Source organism: Proteus sp. G2300 (assembly GCF_009915965.1).
In the GTDB taxonomy this organism is placed as follows: domain Bacteria; phylum Pseudomonadota; class Gammaproteobacteria; order Enterobacterales; family Enterobacteriaceae; genus Proteus; species Proteus vulgaris.
In genome coordinates, this window is record NZ_JAABNK010000014.1 from 105,882 (window position 1) to 126,158 (window position 20,277).

At 35.0% G+C, this 20,277-nt stretch carries 14 protein-coding genes; 1 reads left to right on the forward strand and 13 read right to left on the reverse strand.

Annotated elements, in window-relative coordinates:
* Nucleotides 1-191: 191 nt before the first annotated feature.
* Nucleotides 192-1,334, forward strand: coding sequence for an alpha/beta hydrolase (locus GWI97_RS08305; protein WP_036935162.1), 1,143 nt, complete (start codon nt 192-194; stop codon nt 1,332-1,334).
* 284 nt (nt 1,335-1,618) lie between these two features.
* On the opposite strand, the gene GWI97_RS08310 is transcribed toward GWI97_RS08305, so the two are convergent.
* The 13 genes from GWI97_RS08310 to tagH form a co-directional block, all read right to left on the reverse strand.
* Nucleotides 1,619-2,512, reverse strand: coding sequence for a hypothetical protein (locus GWI97_RS08310; protein WP_087803150.1), 894 nt, complete (start codon nt 2,510-2,512; stop codon nt 1,619-1,621).
* Between the two features lie 734 nt (nt 2,513-3,246).
* Nucleotides 3,247-3,573 carry a helix-turn-helix domain-containing protein gene (locus GWI97_RS08315; RefSeq protein WP_036935158.1) on the reverse strand — a complete coding sequence of 109 codons (327 nt, stop codon included), beginning with the start codon at nt 3,571-3,573 and terminating at the stop codon, nt 3,247-3,249.
* A 532-nt stretch (nt 3,574-4,105) separates the two neighbouring features.
* Nucleotides 4,106-5,842 carry a type VI secretion system baseplate subunit TssF gene (locus GWI97_RS08320; protein ID WP_161751904.1) on the reverse strand — a complete coding sequence of 579 codons (1,737 nt, stop codon included), beginning with the start codon at nt 5,840-5,842 and terminating at the stop codon, nt 4,106-4,108.
* Nucleotides 5,843-5,890: 48 nt separating this feature from the next.
* Nucleotides 5,891-7,222 (reverse strand): VasL domain-containing protein, encoded by a 1,332-nt coding sequence (locus GWI97_RS08325; protein ID WP_115370711.1) that lies wholly within the window; start codon nt 7,220-7,222, stop codon nt 5,891-5,893.
* A gap of 39 nt (nt 7,223-7,261) precedes the next feature.
* On the reverse strand, nt 7,262-10,810 hold the full coding sequence (gene tssM, locus GWI97_RS08330) for a type VI secretion system membrane subunit TssM (protein ID WP_087803155.1): 3,549 nt from the start codon (nt 10,808-10,810) through the stop codon (nt 7,262-7,264).
* A gap of 2 nt (nt 10,811-10,812) precedes the next feature.
* The gene (gene tssA / locus GWI97_RS08335) at nt 10,813-12,276 is read right to left on the reverse strand and encodes a type VI secretion system protein TssA (RefSeq protein WP_161751905.1); all 1,464 of its coding nucleotides are present in this window, start codon (nt 12,274-12,276) and stop codon (nt 10,813-10,815) included.
* Nucleotides 12,277-12,281: 5 nt separating this feature from the next.
* Nucleotides 12,282-12,932, reverse strand: coding sequence for a type VI secretion system-associated protein VasI (gene vasI / locus GWI97_RS08340; RefSeq protein ID WP_036935145.1), 651 nt, complete (start codon nt 12,930-12,932; stop codon nt 12,282-12,284).
* Nucleotides 12,929-13,726 carry a Fis family transcriptional regulator gene (locus GWI97_RS08345; RefSeq protein WP_161751906.1) on the reverse strand — a complete coding sequence of 266 codons (798 nt, stop codon included), beginning with the start codon at nt 13,724-13,726 and terminating at the stop codon, nt 12,929-12,931. Before GWI97_RS08345 ends, vasI begins: the two co-directional genes overlap by 4 nt.
* Nucleotides 13,723-16,359: a type VI secretion system ATPase TssH gene (gene tssH, locus GWI97_RS08350; RefSeq protein WP_103004937.1), complete on the reverse strand. Its 2,637-nt coding sequence runs from the start codon at nt 16,357-16,359 to the stop codon at nt 13,723-13,725. The genes GWI97_RS08345 and tssH overlap by 4 nt, the downstream gene beginning before the upstream one ends.
* A 9-nt stretch (nt 16,360-16,368) precedes the next feature.
* Nucleotides 16,369-17,124, reverse strand: a complete 756-nt coding sequence (gene icmH, locus GWI97_RS08355; protein WP_103004936.1) for a type IVB secretion system protein IcmH/DotU — start codon at nt 17,122-17,124, stop codon at nt 16,369-16,371.
* Nucleotides 17,117-18,475, reverse strand: coding sequence for a type VI secretion system baseplate subunit TssK (tssK, locus tag GWI97_RS08360; protein ID WP_087803161.1), 1,359 nt, complete (start codon nt 18,473-18,475; stop codon nt 17,117-17,119). Before tssK ends, icmH begins: the two co-directional genes overlap by 8 nt.
* Before the next feature lie 2 nt (nt 18,476-18,477).
* Nucleotides 18,478-19,032, reverse strand: coding sequence for a type VI secretion system lipoprotein TssJ (gene tssJ, locus GWI97_RS08365; protein ID WP_036935131.1), 555 nt, complete (start codon nt 19,030-19,032; stop codon nt 18,478-18,480).
* A gap of 1 nt (nt 19,033) precedes the next feature.
* Complete coding sequence (gene tagH / locus GWI97_RS08370; protein WP_087803163.1) at nt 19,034-20,275, reverse strand: type VI secretion system-associated FHA domain protein TagH; 1,242 nt, start codon at nt 20,273-20,275, stop codon at nt 19,034-19,036.
* Between the last annotated feature and the right edge of the window lie 2 nt (nt 20,276-20,277).

Below are 20,277 nucleotides of genomic sequence, written 5' to 3' on the forward strand. Positions count from 1 at the left end.
TAGTGGGCTATTTATCATTTAGCCCACTATTTGATTTTATCAAGACCTCGCTTCGGCGGGGTTTTTTGTTATCTGAATTTAGCCAATGGCTAAGTGAAAAAGCAAATGCTTACCTTGAATTAACACGTTAATTGTAAGTTTAATGGCATTAAATGGAATTAGAAATTCATCAATAATATAAGGAAATATATATGAATGACTGTAATAAAACATCATCATCTGCCTCTTTATTCTCTACGGATAGCACAGTTAATGTAAATCTCTCTAATGAGACGGGAGTCATAACTCATAGGCAAGTGCTGGAGCCAGATTTGGGATTAAGTGAGGCCTTTGAGCAATACAAAGTTTCTTATACTTCTTGTGATAGTGTGCATGGTGAGATTATCCGTGAAGATACTGGTACTGTTTTCATACCTAAAAGCCAGGCTCCTGAAAACGGATGGCCCGTAATTGTTTGGAACCATGGTACTGTAGGGATTGCTCCGACTTGTGCCCCTTCATTGACGCCTAAAAATAGCCGTGTCACTCAATATTTAAATACTTGGCTATCACTTGGATTTGCAATAGTTGCTCCTGATTACCCGGGATTAGGTTCATCTGGATTGCATCATTATATGGATGAAAGGGCGACGGCATGGAGTTCTTTAGATAGTATAAAAGCGGCCCTTAAAGTATTTCCATTGAGTAATAACATTATTTTTATCGGTCATTCTCAAGGTGCTCACGCAGCATTTGCATCGATAGGTTATCAACCTGAATATGCGCCAGAGTTAAATGTATTGGGTGTAGTAATGACAGGAACACCTTACTTTAGTGACAATTTACTCGAAAATTTTGTTAGCGATGATATCCGTGAGGAAGGTGATAGAAAACTACCTTATGCGATGTACTTATATCTTTCTGCCTCTGATAAAAACCCAGACTTAAAAGTAGGCGATTACTTCCAAGAACAAGCTATTCCCTATGTTGAAAAAGCGAAAACGCTTTGTCTTAGTCCATTAAGTCAGTTAATTATGGATAATAAACTTAATGGTGTTAATAGTTTAAAGCCTAAATTTAAAGAACTGCTAGAACAAGAATCTTCAAGCCTAAATTATAGAAAGCTTCTTATTGATAAGCCCATATTGATTGGAATTGGTTTAGAGGATATTCACGTATTAACTTGTTGGCAACAAGAGTTTGCAAAGGATGTATTGGACGCAGGAACAGATGTAAAGGTATATGAATATCCTAATATTGGGCATTTGGATGTATACAATGTTTCTTTGCGTCATTCGGTACCCTTTGTTTTTGAGTTGATGAAGAATGCGCAGAGTGAACTAAACGCTATTTGATAAATAACCATTTTGATCTTATTCATTAGGATCGTTGTGTAATTAGGGGCGCCCGATAATGTTTTGGTTGATCGATCTCGGGTGTTCCTTTCCATTTTAATTTCCAGAATTAAAGAAAATAACTTATTTTCATAAATAAATATCAGAGTAATAAAACGTTTTGATAGAGTGTACTATTTTCAAATATTTTAATGACAAGCATTATCCATAAAGCCCTTATAAAATCAGCCTTAGTCAGGATCTACAGTATTCCGATATCTATTCATATCTATTGGAACTTAGATCTACCTGATCCCCAATGTGAGAGCGATACCATGAGCATTGTCGCTTGATAGATAGCCAATCCCTGCTTTTATTTTTACTTGGTTATCGTAAAATTTAATAGGAGTTTCTAATGCTAATGAAGTATTGTTAATAAAACCAAAAGATAATTCTCTATAGTCTTTCCCATAGAACCCACCGATGTCATTGGATAAGATTAAATTAAAATTCATACCATTTAAGTTAATTAAATCAGTCATAATATATTCACCACCAATAGACCATGTCCCTGTATTATTATTAACGTTTAGTTTTTTTTCGTTGCCAACGCTATTTGTAAACATATATGATACATGGCCATATATATTAAACTCATCATTATTATTTAATTTATTCGTATTTCTCAGCCCAAATTTTGGTGTTATATGAAATGTATTTATACTCCAATCTAATAAACCTTCATCACGCAATATTTCTTTCATTTTTTCATTACCATGAAATGAAGATTTATTATTCATATTTGAATAACCAAATTCTAATTCATTCTCTAATCTAAATTTTTCATTTATTGGATAGATGATTTTTGGTGCAGCAGAGAGGCTAAAAATATCCCACTGAGCACGCAAGTTACCTAGGGGGTCAATATTGGTTGGTGAGGATTTAATTTTAAGATAGTTACCATTTAACTTCATAGATAAGAAGTAATTTTTTGTTACATAAAGATTTTTGAATTCATAAGGTAAAGAATATTTATTATAGCTAAGTCCATCTGAGTTTAGTTTTGATGCGTTAATATCATTAGTCAATGAAAGAGCAAGTAATTTTGCATAACCCGCATTTAGATTTTCATCGCTATAGGCATTACATGCATACAATGTGTAAAACAAGAAAAATGATTTTAGATATAAAAATTTCATTATATATTCCTATTGGTAAGTGATAATAATGATTTAATTTTCATTATGTTAGCTTGATTAGTAACTAGAAAGAGTAAAATAGCAATAAAATAAGTTAAAAAAGCTTTACTAGAGCTATATTACATTAAAATTTATGGTAAAAAAATAAAATTGAATATGACATTTTATGATGATACTAATATGAATAATCGAGAATGATCCCGAATTTAAAACGATGGTAATGAATTGGAATACTCAAGTAGTTACACTTTATTAAATTTAAGATTTTCGTGATTATAATTTATAGGTAAGTAAAAAATTATAGAATATATTTTAATAAAGTGAAGTGTTGAAATAATCTTATTTATATGGAGTTGATTAATATTATTAAGTTTATATTTATATTTAGTTGTACTGGGTAATTTCGTTAACCTTGCAAAATGAGTTTTTTATTAGAAATTATTTATTATTATAATGAGTATATTAAGCTTGAAGAGGTTGATGATTGATTATCAGAAGAATAGTTATTTATTTGATAAGAGAAGACAACAAAATATTACCCAATATTGCACGAGTTCTATCTAAATATTAATTTTCAAAAAAGTTAACAACTGGTTATTTATTTTAACAATAAATCAATCGATTGATTTATTAAAATAATATAAATTTGATAAAATAAGAAAAAATGATTTTCTTTTAACTAAGGTATATTAATAAGTATTAGGCTAGATAGTGTATAATAATATTAATATTTTTTATTTTAGGCTACGACGCTTCCTATCTCTTGATATAACAATATCTTTTGATACAACAATATCTCTTGATGATAAAACTGTTTCAGACCATGTTTTTATCATGGGGGACATTATTTCGGAATGAAGCAATAAACTTTGAGGAGAAACTCCTAATATTAGGGCAATGGTAATTAGCTGATCGACGGTTATTTTTATATGGCCATTTTCCAAGCGTGAATAGTGTTGTTGACTCATACCAAGTCTGCGTCCCATCTCAACACCTGTTATTTTTAACTGCTTTCTTTTTTGTTTAATTCTCTGAGCTACAACAATATTAACTGAATTCATATTAATTCCTCTTTTTAAGTGATATTACAGTAAAAATACTTAAAGATCGATATAAGCGATCAAAAATAGATTATTGATAGCTGGTGACTATCAGTTTTTACTTATTAAAAGATTTAAACCGTTTTACCTAAATCAAATAATTAGATAAATTACATTAGTATTTATTAGTATTTTTGTTTGTTGATGACGAAATAAGAGTGTTAATTAAGAATAATATGAGTTAATTAGCGTTTGCTCAGAAATGAAGATCCTTTTTTGATGAGGGGCGTTAAGAGAGATATAGGTAAAAATAAGTTAAATCCTTTAAAGGGTTATTTTTTATCATAAAATCGTATTCATTTGTCTAACTTACTTCTCAATTAATTAGCTTACCAAGTTGATTTTAAAAATGATTTTTTATGATATTGATGTAATAAGGCTATTGTAGCTGTTTTATCTTATTCGATAAAAATGTAAAATTTTTATGATATATTAAGTAATTCTAAACTAAAAAAGAAATTTAAAAAAAAGCTCCATTAGGAGCCCTTTATAATCATAAGAGTGACTTATAGCCTTTTAATGGAGAGGGTGATAAAAACCATTTTACATTATCATTATCATTAAATTTAATTTTCATTTCTAATAGCATATTCTCTGATAAACAGAATGGAAAAAAATGATAAAGATGAGAAACAAAAATAAATGCATCTCCTTCATTTTCAAAATAATTAGTATCAATAGTTAAGGTTAAAGATAAGCAACGATGTGGTTTCCCTTTTAAGATATAATCATAAGTATAACTCTTTAAATCAATACACCCTTCTAGTGAATGTTTTATTTTTCTCGTGATCTGTTTATCTAGCTCTGCATATATTAAATAATCACTCAGCATATTTTTAATTGTTGAGATAGACATTAACATAAACGCATTAGCACTATAATGTGATAATAAATGCCAATAATACTTATCATCAACAATAGGAGGAAAGCATTCTGATAATGGTGTTATATTTGTGAGTAATAAATTATCAGGTATATTCTCACTATGTGCATTTAATATACCAATACGGTTATCTTTATATTTTTCAAAACCAACATAGGTACAAGAAAAATGCAAACTAGGTGGGGAGATAAGTCCTTCACCTTTGTTATCATAAAAATGAACAGTATAGAATGTTCTTCCTGTAATATCTTTATCGATAGTTAATGAATAAAAAAGAGAGTTTTGATATTGAGGTAATAGACGAGACGCAGATGTTAGCTCTGTAATTGAATAAAAATGACAATAAATACCACGTTCCTTTTCATGCGGTTCAAGGGAAAGCATGATTTCAGATAAACTTGAAAGATAATGGTTATTTGGAATAGGCAGTAAATAAGATGATTTATTCTCTTGAAAATCAATGATAACTGTATGATCTTTCTCTTTATCAACGGTAGGAATGCAGTTAAGTAAAAAACAGTTTTGACATTGTTCTTTCGTTAGCGAAATTTGCTTATTTAAATAGATATTAATTGTAAGTTGAGTGCTTTTTTCCCAATTTAACTGCTTGATAATCATTGGAATATCTAAGTTAATAAAGTGGTGAACATGAGGAAGATACAACCCCTCTAATAATTGTTGTGGCGCTTTCGGTGTGTTTTCTGATTGTGGAAAAATAGGATAATCTTTACCAATTTGAGAGTTAAAACAAAAAGTTGCATTATCACCATGATAACTTTGATCAGCATGTTTTAATTCAATATAGTCAAAATGCTGTGTTAACCCAAGTAACAAGGTATCTGCAATATTCTTGATTGGGCTAAGAAATAAATTTAGCGAGCAAGATTGTATATTCTCGATATTACCAAGATATTTAAATGTTAAAGAAATACAACTTTTATTGGGTTGGTGTGTCACTTTTTTCTCAATAAGAGAATAAGGCTCAATATATAAATCACGACAAGTTGAAAAACACTCGTTATTATTACCTAATGCACTGCTATTTTTAGGAATAAAATAACTGTAATTAATCTCCTTTTCACAGCTAATTTGAATAATGGATGTTGAGGGTATCCCTTTGATTGCTTGAGAGCCTAAACGTTGTAATAGAGGAAGTGTAATTTCAGGAAAGGCATCATCAATTTTTTCTTGTAAGTGAGCAGAAAGAAAAGCAAATCCTTCCATTAAATAGCTTGTTTGTGGATCATCTGGCTCTAAGACTTCTGCTAAATGTGGTTTTTTTTGCGCGTAGATTTTAGCCAGTTTTTGTAGATGTTGCTTTTCTTTTAAATATTTAATTTCGCTCATATTAATCTAATATCTAACCTTTAATAATATCTGTCATGATTTTTATTTTTAATACGAATAAGGCTTTAACCCTAACTCTTCAGCTTCTTTTTGAAGGAAATAATATCGTGCTAATAATCCATTAACGTCTGTATCAAGATTATTAATTAAAGCAGGTGAGATAGCCTGTTCTTTATTTATTGTTTGTGAAAACTCATATAGCTTATTCTCAATAGGAATTGATTTATTATGGCTTTTTTGGATTTCATAAATGGCTGTTTTTAAATAAGAAAGAGTAAAGCTTCCTCGATTACGTTCTTGCTGAACAATTCTGTCAGAAAGTTGTTGAATTAATTTATTGGTATCAGACCAACTACTGTCAATCGGTGTATTTTCTAATCGCGTGGTGAGGATATTTTGCCACTGTCGTGTAGCGTAAGACTGATCAGCATTATTAGGCCAAAGCTTTTTAGCCACCTCCAGCATATGATCTGATTTTCTTAAGGCAAATAGAGGGGACTGTTTTTCCATTAAAATAAGGTTATTTGCGTATGAACTAATATTCGGTTGATATAACCACTGTGTAATGGCACCTTCAGGTTGAGATGTAATAGCAGATAACTCTTTTTGCATCGGCAAATATAGCGATACACCAATAACAGTAAAAATAACACTGCTAGTGAATAGTCCAATAAGAAACCCTTTTTTTGCACTTATTGATTTTTTCTCAATAGGAGGATCGTCATATAAAACAACTTCGGTGATGGGATTAGGTTTAGACGCATTATTTTCCTTTATCTCATCAGATGGGCTGATATAGACAATAGGGGGGATCTTAACCGTAGCATTGTTACTTTTTTGTGTTGTACTTTTTGTTGTTTGTTCTAATGTTTTTGCTACATTTTGGAAAAACCAGAGTAAATTTTCTAGCTTTGGTAATTTCGGCCAATCTGTATAAGCAATTTGATCAATAATTAATTGTAGAGCTCTTTCTGAACGATAAATTAAACGTAAATCAGAAGGAGAAAAGGTTAATTGCCGTAATAAAGTACCCGCTTTGGTATTAAACCAATTTAATACATCACATCGATGATTTGATTGGAAAGGCCAAAGGTTATCCCATTGACTCACCACAATATTGGCAAGCAATTCACACCCTTCAGTAAAACCATTCAACCCATTAATATGAAGGCGAGCAAGTGTGTAATATATACCGCTTTGCAAGTCGATACCGTGAGTTTTAAATAACGTTAATGAGAGAGACTCAATAAGTGTCCAACTGATCTCAGGCTGAGAAGGATGATTGAGTTTATTAAATTCCGCTTTTAATGCGATAAATTCAGGGATATCTAAAGGAGAGCCTGCAATTTTTATCACAAATTTTTCTTTTGGCGTATTCATGAAAGATCCTATCCCCTCATAAATATGAGGGGAAATCAGTTAATAAAGGGTTTCTGGTAATTTGAAGCGTGTAAATAATCCACCAAAGAAAGGATTATTAGATTCATCGATTGTGATCCGATATGTCATATCACCACCATCAAGAGTGAATTTCACATCGAAAGAGTGTGGTTTTATGTTGGTAAGTCTGCCACCATTAATTAGTCGCATTTGTGCCCAAGGACCGCTAAATAAAATAGCTCGCGGTGATTTATCGCCAGAAATAGGCACTAAAGTGAGTTTGCTTTCAACATTTGAACGCATTGAATTGGGCCAAACCATATGTACGGTATGGCTTCTTCCGTGGGAATAATCAAGTAATTGACCATCAAGATTTAAAACACTACGGCGCTTATTACCAGTCAGCGATAGCGCTTCAATAGCAAATTGCGCTTCTAAATTGCCTTGTGCATTAAAGAATGTCTTTCTAATTCGATTTGCAATTTCAAATTGTTCTAATACATCCGGACGAATAAGTGATTGGCCATCGCTGTTTTCAATCAGGTTATTTTCAACAAAAAGGCGTAGGTTTTGCTGATAGAAGCTATCTAATGTGCCATTCGGTTTAAAAAAACGTTCAAACTCACTTAAAGGTACATCTTGTGTAGCCACTGCGTTAAACGGATAACGACCTATAATGTAGGTATGATATTGCTTAACGACGGTTTCATTCCACTCAATTTCCATATAGCGGATTGCTTCTTTTTGTACAACATTCCAAGCTTGATCCGCTAATTGACCAACCCAACGATTCATTGGTTCAGGCAATGTTTTAGCTGATTGAGATAATTCAAAGATAATGTCGCGATTATTATCTTCAAGACGAGAGGTCACTGCTTTTAATGCCGCTTTACCTGGTACTGGTGAATTATAAATGCCTAATAAATAGCGATGTAATTCATTTAATTTTTGATTAAGATTTTGCAGGTTTTCACCATTATTACTGACTAAAATTTCAGTTTGAGGTGCAAATTCTTTATCTAACCGTATGAGTAATCTGTATTTTAATTCATTCATTAAGGCTTTTTGCTCAGCAACGGGCAGTGAGTTATCTATTTTGGGTAATGTTGTATTATCTTTTAATACTTGTAATGCTCGTCGTATTGGTTGTTCACCACTAATAATTTGTTCTAATGCATTAATTTCATCTTGTAGTGATTCAAATTCTCTTATTTCAAGGTTACTGATAGCAGCGCGCCATTGAGCTGTATAATCATTAAGATATTGTTCCGTGATTTGGCGTTGGATCTCTTTTCTATCACTTTCACTGTATTGGGTGTTTGTACTTAAATTTAATACCCATGCATCTAAAAAGGTCAGATCCACCAGCTCATCATTATGTTGAGTAAAATAGTTTGTTAACCCATACAGTGTAAGAAGTTGAGGCATTTGAAGTTTATCTTCATTAATAGCGGTAAAAATAGAGTCAAAGCTAGGGCCAACTTGATGACGTATATTTAATGGCGATGAGAGAACTTGGTTCGCTTTAAGGCGCAATGTTTGATAAACACGTTGATAAAGCGGTAAACGACTTAACTCTTTTTGCGCTGTATTGATTGGCTGAGTAAATGGTGTAAAAGCATTAATAGCAGTTACTTCACCTGCCTTGCGTTGAGCTTGCCAATCGGTATGTTTTAATGCGTATTGCAAATGTGACATTAATTGAGATTGAATATCACGCTGACCCGTAAATAGGCGACTCCAATAATTAGCCATAAAATTTTCAACAATCTCATTATTGCGTCCGCTTTTGTCTTCAAGCATGCGCATAATGCGCAATATCTCGAGTTTTTCCTCACTTCCTGCTTTGGCTTTATTTAACTCAATAAGTAAAGAATTCATTATTGAAGGCAAATAATGTTCTGTTATCAATTGAAGATAAACATTTTCGACATATGGACCTACATTCTTTCCTTGATATAACCCAAGATCAGAAAATAGATCACTTTTCTCACGATAATTACCATAAGCTAATGTGGCATCTAATAACGGATTTAATACGGCAAGTTGTTCTTTTCCGGCGGTATTTGTCGTAATAGTGGTATCAGAAGTGCGGAAGGCTTTTACTTCATTGAGTACATTTTCACCAGACTGATAGTTTTTGCTGTAATAGTGACTCCAGCCATTCCACAAAGCGATAATGCCAACAAAACTGATAGCAGAAGCTAATAGGACTCTTCTGCGATGCTTTTTAAGCCAAAATTGACTTTCAGCAGCCAGATTGGGCTCTGATAGCAAAACATCTTGAAAAAGTGATTGTGTAAAATAGCTGTGAGTTTCAGCAATTGGCCAAGTGGCTAAAGGTGCTGTTGGTAAATGATATTGCACAGATGCAGTTTGGCTAAAGATATTATCAACTTGCCCGACTTGTGTTGCAGATGTGAGATACACACCGCGTAATTTAATATCCTGTTGTTTATCACTAGATGCTAACGCATCAATTAGATTGGTTACGGTAGTTTTCAACCCTTGAATTTGTCTAATAAAACTAAATAATTTAGTGCGTTGGCTTTCATCTACACGATTAATCATCATCTCAGGAAGGGCGCTATTCATTTGGCTTACCCATTGTTCCCAAAATGCATTCAGCTCTTTTTCCCAGTTATTTTTATTATTTAATTGAAATGTCACACCCAAAATATCATCACGTTGTTTCGTTTCTAATGATTGAAACATCGCATCAAATCCCTGTAATAAATCGAGTTTTGTAAATACGATATAAATAGGTAATTGACTATTAAATGTGATGCGAATTTCTTGTAACCGCATATGCAATGAGGCAATAAATTGGCTATTTTTCTCTTTGTCGTTTGTCAGTAGTTGTAATATATCGATAGTAAGAATAATGCCATTCATCGGTTGACGAGCACGATGTTCATTTACCCAGATTAATAATTCATTCCATAGTCGATGATAAAGTTTTGGTTTTTCTAAAATGAGATTAGGCTGTGTAATTAACTTTCCTTCAGGAATTAATAATATTGCTTGATCAGCAAGTCGCATTTTTATATGTAAAGGCAGTTTTTTCTCGCTAATAATATTTTCAATAGGTGCAATATCTAAAGTATTTAGGCTATTTTTTAATAAGGTATTTTTGCCACTTTCATCAGTACCTAAAACAAAATACCAAGGCTTTTGATAAAACGCATTGGTATGTCCATTTTGATGTTTAATAAATTGTGATTTCCAGTAATTTAAATAACGAGTTTGGTGCTCAATATCATTACGGACAGGATCTACAATGGCTAATTCTACCTCTAATTTCAGCCCTTCAAGTTTTTTAACTCGAAGCCATGTTGCAATTCCAACCCAACTGACAACCACTAAAATAGTGATAACAGTCGCTAACCAACGTGCACTCAGTGAACGTAATGGATAATCACCTTTAAATTCGTAGTTTGCTCCCCACCACCAGATCCAAATAACAAACAACGCAGGAATTAAAGCAATTAAAAGTAAAAATAGGGATTTAATTTTTGATTTATCAGAATAGAAAAATTTTTTTATAAAATCTGCTATTTTTTTTCCAGAAAGAAATGACCAATTCATTATTATTCCCTATGAGAAAACGAGTTCTGTTGATGTTCCATTTTTGATGCCAATTGATTTAATAAATTGGGTTCCCACTCTGATAATGAATATCGAAGCGCATCCTGATAAAGCTGATTAAAATAAACATTTGCGATGGAACTCATTTTTGACGCTTCAAAAAGCTGAGCAGAAAGTAACTGTAGATAAAATCGTTGACGGGGTTCGGCCGTCACTGAAATAGCGTTATCAATCATTAATAATGCAGCATTAAGACCTTCTTGTTCAAAGCAATCCATAATTTCTTGTTGCTCATTATTGTGTCGTGATAACGAAGAGCTTACTTTATTGTTAGCTTGGTTTTCTAAACTCCCTAGCCATTGGTGGGTTTCTTCTGAAATAAAAGGCGTCATATCAGAGAAATAGAGATGATTAAGCTGAGGTAATCTGGTTAAAAACAGTGAAAGCTCTTGAGCAATTGCTGATGAAACATCGATTAGTCCTAATCGTTGTGCTGCTTGAGCCGCCATAAAATGCCCATCTAACCAATAAGGCGCTAGCGTTAAGCTCTGCTCAATATCATTAAGTAATGAGATTGAGGGGTATGAGAGTTGCGCTTTGTAATCAGTCACTCTATCAATCGCCACGGCAGCTAAAGGGGTTTTACCTTGCTTATCGCTGATGGGAAGTGTTTGAATAGTGTGCCAAATGGCATATCGGCGTAGACGGTAACCGACGGCGTCATTTTGCGCTTGTTCACAAAGAATGCCTGCAACTTTTAATAATGTCTGTTTCCATTGGCGATCATCACTTTGATTAATTTCAACATGAGGTTGCTGTATTACAGGAGCAGGGATCATGTTCGCTGATGTTTTTGGTGATATTTTTATTTCATTCGCTGTTTCTAATTTGACACTTTCTGTCACAGCAAGGGCTGATTTTTGTGTATTTTCTATATGTTGATATGCTCGGCTTAATTCATCCACTTGTGTAGATAAATTAGGCTGATTGGAATGCCAAAATTGTGCTAAATAGGCAAACTCACCTAAAATTTCATCGCGTTGTTCAGGTGTGGCTTGCTGGCAAAAAATGTTTTTGACTGATTCAAAACGTTTAATAATTTGTTGTGCTAAACGGAGTTTTAAACGCGAATTATTTGGATAACTAGTATCCCAATAATGTTGTATATAAGTACTCGTAATTGTCGATGCCATCACAAGCTCTTCGGGAATACCTGCGTGTTGTAGCGTTCTTAAAAAATGTACAAGCAAGCGAAAATCTTTGGTTTGTGTAGCAAAGAGTTGTAATGCTCGACGCTGAATATCATCAATATCTAAAGTGCTGTGGCTTAGTGAGCCAAATTTTATCATTTCACTTTCGATATATTCCCAATCAGGGCTATTTTCATCAAGTTGACTGCTCACTTTGGCTTCATCTAAAGGCACTAAAAGCTGTTCTCGCCATGCACTGAGTGTTTTTGTTGTCATTATTATCACCAATGACAGGCTGAACGCAGAGGTTTTATCTCTTTGTTAATGCCTGAAATATTAAAGGTTAGTTGTTCATCATTTGCTAATTTGATGGTTAATTTTGTGCTAGAGAGTAATTGCTTGATTTCATCAATGCCGGGTATACCGCGACTCGCTTCAAGCAGATAACCGTCTTCTCGAAGAAACCATTCACTACTTAATTGGGTTTTATCTGTGATTAGCAGGACATTTCCGGTTGCTTGTTTTTTTGTTAGCGCAATTTGCATACGGGTAATATTGTCGATACAACTCAACATAAGGATGGGGCGAGGTGGCTGATATCCCATTGCTGGAATAGTCATAATAACGGGATAAGTGCCTTTATTGTGAGCTGTAACCATAAATCCAGCGGTGTGATTTTCACGTTTCATTTCATGCTCTACCGCTAAACGCCAAATATCACCCATCGCACTAACATCAACAGTAGAAACGGGTTTGTTTCCAACGTTAATTTGGTCATAGCAAGATAAGCGAAGAAGTTGAGATAGCTCTTTACGACACTCAAAGAGAGCTAGTTCAGTAAGATTGGTTTTATTTTCTTGCTCTTGTGCAAAAACGTGACTTATTGAAAATAGAGCGAGAAATATAAAATAAAGGGATCGTAAATAAATCATTTAAGACATCCATATTTTTTTAATTTATATAGAAGCGATCGCTTTGAAATATTTAAGTTTTCAGCAATTAAATTGAGATCGTCATTACTGTTTTCTTGTTGGTAACGCAGAATTGACGCTTCATAATGTTCAGTGGCTAAAGTAAGATCGTTCACCTCAGCAAAAGAATGAATTGGAATTTGTGTTGGCGTTAAATTTGATACGGATAATGAAAGTAAGGTTTTATTTATTTTCTCTTCTTTTTCTTGTTGTAATTTCAATAAATATTGCAGATCGGCAATTTTCTGTTGTGATTGAGAAAATGCCAAAATGCTTTTTAATTGATGATGAAATACATTGCAGTAAATAGAAAAAATACCTTGCTCATAAATTGTTTCATCGAGATCTTCCCCTAACATAATAATTAGCCCATAAGGTTTATTATTAAGATCAACAAAGGGAATACTAAACAGTCCGCAATGCACAGGTTGTTTGGCGATAAATTGCTGTAAAGCATGATCGCTTATATAACTGCCTTGTTTTAAATCATTCCAGAGAATAGGTTGTGGTTGTGATAGAAGCTGGATCAACGGGTGATCCGCTACTGTAATATCGACATCCAAATGTTTTTTCTCTACTTTTTCACTAAGATCAATACTCCAGCTCTCTAACCGGTTCTCTGATTTATTAATCATTGAAACAATGAGCGCGCTGAATGGACTACGAGGCATACTCAGCTCAAGAAATTGGCTGGTCAGTGAGTCCACATCTAAACAAGTTAAGAGAGAGAGCGCATTTTTCAGTCTGTGCTTCATAGTTCTACATTTACCTCTGCAATGAATTGGTTATCTTGTGTTGATAACCGTATCGTCCTGATATCTTCATTTTTTGCACTGTGTTGCAACAGAAGAAGTGAAAGAGGTGGTAATAACGCACCATCAATAATGGATTCTAAAATTCTTGCACCGTTTTCTGCTCTTGAAGCGCGGCGTAATATTTCATCGGAAACGGCCCCTTCCAGTTTGATCTCTGCGTGAAAACGTTGCGTAAGTAATTGGGTTAAACGTGTTAGTTTGTGAGCAATAATTTCTTTGAGAATAACTTGCGTTAACGGTAAGAATGGGATCACTTCCATACGCGCTAAAAGGGCAGGTTTAAAGAAGGTGGTTAATTCTGGATAGAGCACATCATGCAATTCATCCGGTTTATCGGCATTAGCCATAATGGCGTGATCACCTAAATTAGACGTTAGGAAAAACGCAACGTTTTTACAGTCAATAACACGACCTTCACCATCGGCTAATTCTCCTTTATCAAAGGCTTGATAAAACAGATTTAAAACATCGGGGTGTGCTTTTTCTACTTCGTCCAGTAGTACAACGGAATAAGGTTTTTTGCGAATAGCTTCGGTTAATACTCCACCTTCACCATAACCCACATAACCTGGTGGTGAACCAATTAGGCGAGAAACTGTATGTTTTTCTTGAAACTCTGACATGTTGATCGTGGTGAGATATTGTGTTCCACCAAACATCAACTGAGCAATTTGAATTACTGTTTCTGTTTTACCAACGCCACTTGGCCCGGCTAATAAGAATGCCCCCAATGGACGGCCTGAACGGCGTAAATCGGCACGAGCGGTTAATAAATGCTTATGAAGATGTTTGATTGCAAGTGATTGGCCTTTAATACTTTGCTCAAGGTAGGTTGGTAGCTCTGCCACTACTTGTAATGCATCTTGTGATAAGCGATTAAGTGGCACGCCAGTCCATTCCGCAATCACGGCAGCAATTTGTTTTTTATCGACATGGGGAGAGACTAATAGAGAGTGTTGATGTAATTTATCTAACTCTTTATTTAGCGTATTTAATCGAGATTTCAGTTTAGCCTTATTATTTTCAATGTCGTCACTGTTTGCTTCTTCTTCAAGTGATTTAGTTAATGTTGATAATAAAGTTGACCGTAATTCGATAGTTTCACGAACAATATTTTTCTGCTTTTCCCACGCCTGTTGAAGCATTTCAATTTGTGTTTCAATCTCAATAGACTGATTTTCTAATATCGCCAAGCGCCCTGAATGATCTTTTAAACCTAATTGCTGTTCGCGCATTAATACATCGAATTCCATCTTGGTTTGATGACGTTGCGTTTTTAATGCTGATAGCTGTTTAGGAGGAGTTGAAAGATTGATAGCCGCACGAGCACAAGCGGTATCAAGTACATCAATGGCTTTATCTGGAAGTTGGCGTCCTGAAAGATAACGTTCACTTAATTGTGCTGATGCACAAAGCGCTTCATCATCAATAAAGACGTGATGTGCTTTTTCATAAATAGAGCGCAATCCACGCATAATAATAATGGCTTCATCAGCGGTGGGCTCTTTGACTTGAACAAGTTGGAAACGGCGCGCTAGTGCTGCATCTTTTTCAAAGTATTTTTTATATTCACTCCATGTGGTTGCGGCAATGGTACTTAATTCGCCACGGGCTAATGCAGGTTTTAGCAAATTGGAGATATCTAAGCCACCTTGCTGATTTCCAGCACCAATCAAGGTATGGGCTTCATCAATAAATAAGATAATAGGAGTAGGTGATTGTGCTACTTCTTGCATAATGCCTTTAAAGCGTTTTTCAAATTCCCCTTTAACAGCCGCGCCTGCTTGTAATGCACCTAAATCCAGTGTTAATAACTCACATTCTTTGAGTTTTTCGGGAATTTCACCCGCAATAATGCGTAAAGCTAATCCTTCAATTAAGGCACTTTTACCCACACCCGCTTCACCGACCACCACAGGGTTGTTTTTCCGACGACGACAGAGAATATCAATCATTAAATCAATTTCATGGTCGCGACATAAAACAGGATCGAGTTGGTTATCCTTTGCTTGTTGTGTCATATTTTGTGTAAAACGTGCAAGCATAGAGTCTGATTGAACATAGCTATTGGATGATTTATTCGCTTCTGTTATTGGTGCTTCAGCAGATGTTAGTGTCCATTCATTAAAATTGAGTTTGAGTTGTTCTCGATTGATTTGCGATAGTAATTCCGCCGCTACTTTTGAGAGATAACGATGGGGCATTTGCAATAAAGTGAGTAATAAAGCACCTGAACGTAATTCGTTATGGCTAAGTTCTGCTGAAGCCAGTAGCCAGCTATCTTTTAGCCATTCCACTAACAGTGGTGAAAAATTAGGGTAACTTTGTGTCGCGCTCTGTTGTTGTACTGTGTGGAGATTTAAAAGCTCCGTTAATTCAGTGGGATTGATATCAACTTTATTAAAGATAGTGCGGATATCCGTCAGTGGTGTTTCCAGCAGTTGTTGTAATAATTGATCTACTGTAATTTCGAGTTGCTGGTGACTTACACAAAACGCAGCCGCATTTTCTAAAGCGTGTTTAGCAATAGGGTGAAGTCTATTAACTAATGTTGAGAGATCAATCTGGATCATAAGGGCGTCCTAGCTAAGAAGTGTATTAAGCTGTTCCAAAATATTGAGAGTTTGATGTCTCAATCTAGAAGCATAAACAGTGTAAATAATAGTGGCGAAGATCAGTGAGCCAATGGCGATATAACGAACCCCAAAGCGCTGTCCTAAACGGTATTGATGTGATTTATTTCCATTTTCTTTATATAAAATAACAGACTGAGGTTCACCTTTAAGTTGTTGGATTTGCTTTTGAAGTTGGCGAAGTAATTTATTAAAGTCATCCCCATAGCCATTGCTGACTTTATAGCGACCGCGATAGCCAAGGCATAAGCAGAGATAAATAAACTCTAATAAATCGAGGTAGCGTTTGGGCTCACCTAATAAGCGCTCGATTAATACGAAAACTTTTTCGCCACCCCAAGATTCATTGTGGAAATGAACGAGTAAGGATTGTTTTACCCAATTATTATCTTGATCCCAACCCAGCTCTAATGCTGTTTCATCAATAAATGTGCATAACACATAACGGAATGAAACAATGGCACCCGGTTCATAACCGTGAGTTTGAAGTTGTTGCTCAATGGCTTGAATGTCAGTCACTACTTGCTGAAAAAGTTTGTCTGATAGTGGTGTTGCAGACATTGATTTCATTCTAATCACCATGCCCAATAATGGCGTTGCAGTATCAATCATTGGGTTAATGTTGTTACCACGTAATGGCAATTGATATGATTTATGGCTCACCTTTTTTTCAGCGATCTCTTGGATTAATGATTGATCACTCATGTTGCGTTCCACTTCTTATTGCCCAAAGTTGAATATCAAGTTCGGGGAATTGTCCTGATACGTGAAATGCAATATTTCCGTGTTTTTGTATATCAGCCCATGATTCGCCTTGAGGATCTAAGCGGAAATAGGTATAGCCTGAGTGATATGGCAATTGACGAGGGGCTGTGGATAACGGAATAAAACCCACGCCAGGCATCTGAACACTGACTAAATCACGAATTTGATTCACTGAAGTCACTTTAGCCTGTTGTGCGAATTGTCGGCGCAGTTGCTCTTGAGGTAACTGAGCGCGCACTGCAATAATAAATTCAGCAGTTTGCAGAAGTTGCCTATCATGAATTGTCGCAACTTGAATACCGTGTTCTTGTTTTTGTAATGGGATCGGTACCGCTCTTGGTGTTAGAACCACACTTAGCGCTTGTCGAATGGATTTAATCAGAGGTAAAAAGCCAGATGCCAAGTCATAGTGTCGATAACTCGGTAATTTATCAGGCAAACGAGAGCCATTAGTAAAGGTTTGAATTTCACCATTAAATTGAAGTAGCTCTTTAAAGAGTTGCTCTGGGTGGACGACTGTCTGCTTAGATAAATGTGAAAATTGAGGATAAGCGCGATTAAGTAGCTGTAGCATCATAAATTCAGCCACATCGGCAATTCCTTGCTGACCGGGAGAGCCAATTCTTTCTGCTATTTGGCGGCCTCGTTCAAATAATGCACCTTCAACTTCGGCTAAAAATTCCGATAAAATAGGGCAAATTCTTGAGTTTAAGCAGGTAGGAATGAAGTTTTTATCTAGAGTTAAACTCCCATCAGCACTAATTTCTCTTATTTTGCAAATCGGAAGCATTACATAAGCATCTAATTCTGTTTTTCCTAATTTCAAAATAGGATTGAGCTTCGCAATATTAAGCTGGCTGATATCCCCATTCTCAGTATGCAAATCACGTACTTGTGTTAACACACCGTTATAACGGGCTAACAAATGATTGCCATTATGGGAATGAGAGATTTCACTGACTGTACTGTTTTGTAATGGCAATGCTAAATAGACAACATTGTCACTGCCTTCATGAATTTGTGAAATATCAATAGGTGAAGGAAGATTATCTTGTTGTGGAATAGAAAATAGTGTGCCATCAGGCATAATGCCGGCGGCTTCTTTAAGACCAATACGACCAAGACTTAATAATTCCGTATTTAGCGTCAGTTGGCTTAAGCCATAATAATGAGCGTGGTAGGTTTTGATCAGCGTTTCAATCATGTAATCTTGGTAACGTTGCTGTTGCTGAAAATGTTGAGGTTTAATAAATAACCCTTCATGCCATATCACTTTATTTTTTGTCAACACTGTTATTGTTCCTCTTCTTTTCTAAATTCAATTTCATTTTCTTTGATATGGACTAGTAGATTGTAATGGCGACCAATCCCATTGATTTTTAATATTTTTTTCCATTGAGTAATATTGACATCGGAGTAATAAGCGATGATCCCGATATACTTATTCTTTTTATCCAACTCAATGAGATCGAGTGGTTTATATTGATCAGGCAAAAGAGTGTAATCTTGATGATCGATATAATTTCTTTTTAATAGCTTTTTCAGATCGCAATTTTCTTCAATAATTTGGTCTTGATCTAAAGAAGCAAAGAGCGAATCTTCATTCATATAAACAATTTGTAATTGGACGGGGGTTGCCTCTCCTTGATCGTTAGGATTGATTTCAGGATCTGCTAATAATGTGAATGCAACGACGGAAGGTTGTTCTTTTTCTGCTCCTACAGGCGTTGAAGGATCCCACATGACTTTGCCTATTTTTGATATTGCTTCAAACGGGCCACTACACCCACTAAGTTGAGTGCTTGCAAAAATAAGAAAGAGATAAGTCATGAGTGTTTTTATCGGCATATCACACCTCATCAAGCCCTTTTCTTAAGGCTCGGTCATAAGCGTGGATATAAACCTCGTAAAATAGCTTCTCAAAACCTTGTTGGCGGGAAGATGCTAACTCATTGTAATAATTGGTATACATATTCCAAGCCCAAGCACTGTCATTTGAATTGTTATCGTAACTACGGCGATAATGAGAAAAGCGTTTTAATAAATGCTCTGGAGAAAATGCATCTAACAGGGTAGCTAATGCAGCGGAAATGGCTTCTTGATTGGCATGATAATGTAATTGCACATTATGTAAGCTTTCTGCAACAGCCGAAGGTGCAGATAAATGCACAGGGCTACGTTCATCCGTAAACATTAAGCGCATAACACTGTCATATTCATTATTTAAACGAAGCGGGTTATCTTCGATTGGTCGCAGTTGTTTATCTTGTAAATTTTCTTGCTGTTGTAATGCCAATAAACCTTTAATTGCAAATTGCGTCGTTTTTCCTAATTCAATAAGAAAATCATTCGCTTGCTGGGTGTTTTTTAAGTTAAGGTGTACACCTAGCCCTTTCATTAATGGATTAATTGCGACATAGTCTACGTCTGCATTTGTTTCATTATCTTGAGACGTTATTTCTGGCAAATCCATAAACTCCTGAACCATGAGATCTCCCTGGTTATCTGAACGAGGCGAAGAAAGAGAGTAGTGATGAGTGTTAGAAGATGATGACTGAATAAGCTCTAAGCTTTCGCTCTCAAGGGCTTTTAATGGATCATGCGTCATGGAGCCTGAAACCGTTGGGGCTAAAGGCATATGGCTTTCGGTTTTATGAACAGAAGGGGAATTTTTTTGTAGCAAAGGATCTAGCGGATTATCATCAGTCTCGATCAACGATTGTGGTGTCATCGCCATAAGATCAGGTTTATTGTTTTGCGTTAAATTGATATTAACGGATAAAACAAGTTGCCCAATTTTGACCTGATCATTTTGAGATAAACAGACCGCCCCAATATGAATAGGGATCAGAGCATTATTAATATAAATAGGCTCTGAAAGCGTTTTTAAACAAAACTGCTTATCTTGCCAAACAATAGCGCATTGTGTAGGAGCAATAGAGGATTGAGTATCTTGTATCACCCAGTGAGATTGTTTATTGCTACCAATCGTGCCACCAAGTTGGGTAAATTGACTATTCGGTACATAGCCACTTTCCAGCAACTCACTATTGATTAAGCGAAAAGAGATTGTGGGTAAATAATTATCCATAA

Bases quoted from the DNA above. Each gene is read 5' to 3' on its own strand.
- GWI97_RS08305 (WP_036935162.1), top strand. From the start codon at position 192: ATGAATGACTGTAATAAAACATCATCATCTGCCTCTTTATTCTCTACG.
- GWI97_RS08320 (WP_161751904.1), bottom strand. From the start codon at position 5,842: ATGAGCGAAATTAAATATTTAAAAGAAAAGCAACATCTACAAAAACTG.
- GWI97_RS08315 (WP_036935158.1), bottom strand. From the start codon at position 3,573: ATGAATTCAGTTAATATTGTTGTAGCTCAGAGAATTAAACAAAAAAGA.
- tssJ (WP_036935131.1), bottom strand. From the start codon at position 19,032: ATGCCGATAAAAACACTCATGACTTATCTCTTTCTTATTTTTGCAAGC.
- GWI97_RS08310 (WP_087803150.1), bottom strand. From the start codon at position 2,512: ATGAAATTTTTATATCTAAAATCATTTTTCTTGTTTTACACATTGTAT.
- tssH (WP_103004937.1), bottom strand. From the start codon at position 16,359: ATGATCCAGATTGATCTCTCAACATTAGTTAATAGACTTCACCCTATT.
- GWI97_RS08325 (WP_115370711.1), bottom strand. From the start codon at position 7,222: ATGAATACGCCAAAAGAAAAATTTGTGATAAAAATTGCAGGCTCTCCT.
- GWI97_RS08345 (WP_161751906.1), bottom strand. From the start codon at position 13,726: ATGAAGCACAGACTGAAAAATGCGCTCTCTCTCTTAACTTGTTTAGAT.
- tagH (WP_087803163.1), bottom strand. From the start codon at position 20,275: ATGGATAATTATTTACCCACAATCTCTTTTCGCTTAATCAATAGTGAG.
- tssA (WP_161751905.1), bottom strand. From the start codon at position 12,276: ATGACAACAAAAACACTCAGTGCATGGCGAGAACAGCTTTTAGTGCCT.
- vasI (WP_036935145.1), bottom strand. From the start codon at position 12,932: ATGATTTATTTACGATCCCTTTATTTTATATTTCTCGCTCTATTTTCA.
- tssM (WP_087803155.1), bottom strand. From the start codon at position 10,810: ATGAATTGGTCATTTCTTTCTGGAAAAAAAATAGCAGATTTTATAAAA.
- icmH (WP_103004936.1), bottom strand. From the start codon at position 17,124: ATGAGTGATCAATCATTAATCCAAGAGATCGCTGAAAAAAAGGTGAGC.